Raw genomic sequence first — 4,799 nt, forward strand, 5'->3', positions numbered from 1 at the left:
CGCTGTCGCCGTCGGGCGCGCGCGTCGCGTTCACGACACCACGGCTCAAGGCGGTCGTCGCGGTCGCGGCCGAGCGGGCGGGATATGGCGCGCGCTTTGCCGGTGGTTGCGATCCCGCCGACTTCCTGCTGGCAGCGCAGCTGCGCTGGTCTGCCCCTCCACCGAGCACCATCACACGCTGCGGGGTCACCATGGTGGCGATCGATTCGTCGATCACCATTCCAATCACGGGCGATTCGTGGGTGCTCTACCGCCCGCAAGAGCTTGCAAAGCCCGAAGGGCGCTGATAGCGGGCCCGCTCCAGCGGCGATGAATCGCCGCCTTTCCGGCCGAGCGGGCGTAGCTCAGGGGTAGAGCACAACCTTGCCAAGGTTGGGGTCGAGGGTTCGAATCCCTTCGCCCGCTCCAGGCTGGCGCCGGCGCCCGCCCGAGGCCTATGGGGCTTCCTCAAGGAGGCGCGCATGGCCGAGCAAGCTGAACTCACCCGCCCCGGCACCGGCCGGACAATACACACGATCAATCCGGTCACGGGCGAGTCGGGCAAGAGCTACGACGAAACTTCGCTCGAGGAGGCGCTCGCGGCAGCCGCTGCGGCGCGCGGCGCATTCCTCGACTGGCGGCGCACCGGCTTCGGCGAGCGGAGCGCCATCATCCACCGCGCCGCCGAGATCCTGCGCGCGCGAAAGGACGAGTTCGCGCGCCTGATGACCGAGGAAACCGGGAAGACCGTCACCGACGGCCGCGCCGAGATCGCCAAATGCGCCGTGCACTGCGACTGGTTCGCCGACCAGGCGGCGCATTACCTCGCTGACGAGCCGGTCGATATCGGCGGCGGAGAGGCGTTCGTAACGTTCAACCCGCTCGGCGTGGTGCTCGCGGTGATGCCGTGGAACTTCCCCTTTTGGCAGGTTTTCCGCTTCGCTGCGCCGGCGCTGATGGCCGGCAACGGAGCGCTCCTCAAACATGCCAGCAACGTGCCCGGCTGCGCGCTCGCGATCGCGGACGTGCTGCACGAAGCTGGGGTGCCGAACGAGCTGTTCCGCACTTTGCTTCTTCCGAGCTCCGAGGTCGCTGCGCTGATCAAGGACGACAATGTCGCAGCCGTTACGCTGACCGGCAGTGTGGCTGCGGGGCGGTCGGTCGCGACGGCAGCCGGCTCAGTGCTCAAGAAATGCGTCCTCGAGCTTGGCGGGTCCGACGCTTATCTCGTGCTCGAGGACGTCGAGGTCGCGGCCGCGGCGAAGGTCGCGGCCACCGCACGGATGGTGAACGGCGGCCAGAGCTGCATCGCCGGCAAGCGCTTCATCGTCGTTCGGTCGATCCTCGAACGGTTCGAAAAGGCGCTGGTCGAAGCGATGAACGGCTACGCGATCGGAGATCCGACGAGGGAGGAAACGAAGCTCGGGCCGATGGTCAGCGTGGAGGCGCGCGACCATATCCACGAGCAGGTGGCGCAAAGCATCGACAAGGGTGCGCGCCTTCTGCTCGGCGGCAAGGTGCCCGACCGCCCGGGAGCCTGGTACCCGGCGACGGTGCTGAGCGATGTCCGCCCGGGGCAGCCGGCCCATGATGAGGAAGTGTTCGGTCCGGTGGCTGCGATCATCGCCGCCGATGACGAGGGCGATGCGATCCGTATCGCCAATGCCAGCGAGTACGGCCTCGGTTCGGGCGTGCTCACCGCCGATCTCGACCGCGGCCGCCGCATCGCGGCCGAGGATCTCGAAGCCGGGCTGAGCTTCGTGAACGAGAATGTCCGCTCGGACCCGCGCGCGCCCTTTGGTGGCGTCAAGCATTCGGGCTACGGCCGTGAATGCTCGTCTTACGGCATCCGGGAATTCGTCAACATCAAGACGGTACATGTGAAGCCGCTCGGCCGCGGCGGGTCGAACGCGGTGGAGTGATCATGCGCCGCGTTCGCGGAACCACTTGGTGACGATATATTTGGTCCCGCGTCGCACTTTCATGCCCTGGTGAAGCGTCGCCGGATTGGGACGCCCGTCCGGAAGCAGGTTGTTCCAGGCGAGGAGCTTGCCCGTTTCCGGCTGGATCGTCTTGCCGATCCTCTTGAACCGGGTCGCGCCGCCTTCGTCCGGTTGGTTCAGATAGATCATCGCCGTCCACGTGCGTTGCCCGGCGGCGGCGGTGTGCACGTAGAAATCATACCCGCCGGGCTCGAATGTGTCGGTGTGCGCCTTGAACTCCTGACCCGGCGCGTAGCGCTGCCCCTGAATCGGCTCGCCGCTGCCCAATGGAAAGCCGAGCAGCGCCGAAATCCTGCGATCCACGTTGCTGACGATCGAATCACGCCGATCCAGGTCGCAGGTCTCGCTCGTCCGGTAATTGGCAACGCCGACGCCGTCGGCAATCTCTGAAGGACGCCGCCGCGCGTCGATCCGTTCGATCAGCGCGGCGCAGGTTCCGCCGTCAAGGAAACCACGGACGATGAATAGTTCGAGCTCGCGCGTGGGTACCCGCTGGACGCCCGGCGTTCCGGCCAGCCGAGCAGCGGGGCTAGCGGCGCGTGGAAGCGATGTTTCCGCCATGGCCGCGGTCGTGCTGCTCGATCACGGCCTCGACGACATTGTTCATGAGGGTCATGCGGACCCTCAGCGGCGTCGAGGTCTTCTTGATCATCACCGCCACGGCATAGCTGCGTCCGTCGGGCGCGGTAAGGATGCCGATGTCGTTGTAGCCGGCCTGCACGCCGCCGAGCTCCTGGCCCGTGCCGGTCTTGTGGCTGAGCGTCCAGCCGGGCTGAAGCCCGCCCTTGAGCCGATTCGGGCCGGTGCGGGTGTGGCCCATGATGTCGAGCAGGCGCTCGGTCGACGCCCTCGACAGAAGTTCGCCGCGCTTGAGACTGGCGAGCGCGTCCACGATCGCGCTCGGTGCCGCGCCGTCATAAGGATCGGCGATGTAGCGCTGGAACGCCGCGCTGCGCTTCTTGATCGGAAGCTTGTCGCGCGCCTCGAAGAATTTGCCGCCGACCGCATAGGACTGCCGCCAGGTGAGACCGGCGATCCTGCTCTGCATGTCGCGCTCGCCGTTGGCAAAACGGATGGAGCCAAGCCCTTTCCGCGCGATCATTGCCCGAACAGCCGACGCGCCGCCAACGGCCCGCATCAGGCGATCGTTCGCGGTATTGTCGCTGGTCGTGATTGCCCGTTTCATCAGGTCGCCGAGCGTGGTCGTGTAGCTTCCGTCATCGAGCACTTCCGCGGCGATCGGCTGATGGAAGAGGGTCAGGTCGGATCGGGTCAGGGTAACCTTGTCATCGAGATCGATTCGGCCGCGGTCGGCCGCGTCGAGCGCGGTGATCGAGACCCACAATTTGCTCACGCTCTGCTGCGGGTAGAGATCGTTGTCCCTCCAGCCGGTTTCCCACCCGTCGTCGATGGATTTTACCGCGATTCCGACTCGTCCGGAAAAGCCGCGGCCGAGTTCGTCGATTCGGTTGGCAAGGTGCCTTGGAGCGGGGAGCGCGGCCGGCTTCGCGAACGCCTTGTGCGGCGTGGCCGCGGCGGACTTGTGATGAGTGACGGCCGCTTTGGGATGATGGCGCGGCTGGGTCGCGGCCGAAGCGCTGACCTGCGCCGCGGCAATCACCACCAATCCGATTCCAAGGCCCTTCCCAAGTGACGTCATGATTTCGCTTCTCCCCCCGAACTTTCGCCCGTCCCCAGATGCTTAGCCGATCGCAGCTGAACCCGCGCTGTGCGCGTGCGAGCGGAAGACTCGCATCGCCCGAGTCGCTTGCCAACCGAAAATGGGATCAGCCGTGCGGATTCGGAGTCGGAAGGAGCGCGGCCGATTCGATCTCGTCGAGCGCGCGGTGTGCGATGATGTAGCGCCGAGCCTTGGCGATCCAGTCCGCGGCGCGGGCGGCGCCGGGGAGCCGCATGGTTTCGGCGAGCGCCGCGTTCACATTGCCCGATTCAAGACGCTGCCGAGCATGTTCGTAGCGCGCGGCGGCGTTGGACGCCGGCTTCTCCGCCGAATGCACCTCGACGAGGGAGCCAAGCTCGCGCTTGAAGTTGGTCCACCAGCTGTCCTGTGGTCCGCCCCGGCGAAGCTCGGGCCCCAGCGTGTCATATTGCGCAATCAGGTCGTCGAGCCTCACCGGGTCGTGCGAGGCGGTGATGATCGTCGCTACCGCGGCCTGGTGCTGCGCGCCGAAGCGGTCGACGAGCAGGTTCTCAAGATAGCCGAGCGCGACACCGCGATCGATCGCCCGGCGCGCGGCAAATGCGACCACGAGGGCATCAGCCCGGCCGGCCGATCCCTCAGCGCGCGCGGTCGCATTTTCGACTCGGGCGACGCGACTCTCGAGATCGGCGATCTTTTGCTCGTCTGCTGGAGACTGCGCCCGCTGCGGCGGTTGCGTGGCGGGAGGTCGCTGCGGGTTCATGACCACGGGCCGAGGCGCCAGCATCACCGGCTGCTGCTGTCCCGGAACGACGCCGAGAAAGCGTGCGGCAGGCTGGTAATGCGCAAGGCCCCAAACCGCGGCCGCGGCGCCGGCGACGATCAGGACGAGCGCGATCAGCAGCCGCGCGCCCCATCCCATTCCCGTTCGCGTGCCGTTCATTCCGGGGGCGGGTTGTTGCACAGCCGCGCTGCGAGGGCCAGCAGCGCGTCGTCGGTGGGCTCCAGCGCCGTTTCTACCTTTTGCCAGCCGTTGCCCACGGCTTCGGCGGCGGCGCTGCTGATCGCGGCGATGGCAATGGACCCGCGCTCGCGGACCAGATCGGCAAAGCGCCGTCCGGCGCGCGGCGAATGGACGAGCGCGACGGCGCCGTCCG

At 67.2% G+C, this 4,799-nt stretch carries 5 protein-coding genes, 1 tRNA gene and 1 pseudogene; 3 read left to right on the forward strand and 4 right to left on the reverse strand.

Features of this window, described 5'->3' with window-relative positions:
* From GH737_RS15430 to GH737_RS13020, 3 genes are all read left to right on the forward strand, one after another.
* A partial coding sequence (locus GH737_RS15430) for a hypothetical protein (protein WP_196233171.1) occupies positions 1-287 on the forward strand: 287 nt, incomplete at its 5' end.
* Positions 288-333: 46 nt separating this feature from the next.
* Positions 334-408, forward strand: a tRNA-Gly gene (locus GH737_RS13015).
* 53 nt (positions 409-461) lie between these two features.
* The gene (locus tag GH737_RS13020) at positions 462-1,901 is read left to right on the forward strand and encodes an NAD-dependent succinate-semialdehyde dehydrogenase (protein WP_155265230.1); all 1,440 of its coding nucleotides are present in this window, start codon (positions 462-464) and stop codon (positions 1,899-1,901) included.
* Here the strand turns inward: GH737_RS13020 and GH737_RS13025 are convergent, their stop codons facing one another.
* The 4 genes and pseudogenes from GH737_RS13025 to GH737_RS15435 form a co-directional block, all read right to left on the reverse strand.
* A complete protein-coding gene (locus GH737_RS13025) occupies positions 1,902-2,543 on the reverse strand; it encodes a prolyl hydroxylase family protein (RefSeq protein WP_155265231.1) in 642 nt (213 codons plus the stop codon).
* Positions 2,512-3,642: a serine hydrolase gene (locus GH737_RS13030; protein WP_155265232.1), complete on the reverse strand. Its 1,131-nt coding sequence runs from the start codon at positions 3,640-3,642 to the stop codon at positions 2,512-2,514. The genes GH737_RS13025 and GH737_RS13030 overlap by 32 nt, the downstream gene beginning before the upstream one ends.
* 127 nt (positions 3,643-3,769) lie before the next feature.
* Positions 3,770-4,585, reverse strand: a complete 816-nt coding sequence (locus GH737_RS13035) for an MICOS complex subunit MIC60 (protein ID WP_155265233.1) — start codon at positions 4,583-4,585, stop codon at positions 3,770-3,772.
* A pseudogene (locus GH737_RS15435) lies at positions 4,582-4,799 on the reverse strand (uroporphyrinogen-III synthase); the annotation flags it as partial. The gene GH737_RS13035 and the pseudogene GH737_RS15435, both read right to left, overlap by 4 nt.

The sequence above is a fragment of the Sphingomonas segetis genome (assembly GCF_009720245.1).
GTDB classification, from domain to species: domain Bacteria; phylum Pseudomonadota; class Alphaproteobacteria; order Sphingomonadales; family Sphingomonadaceae; genus Sphingomicrobium; species Sphingomicrobium segetis.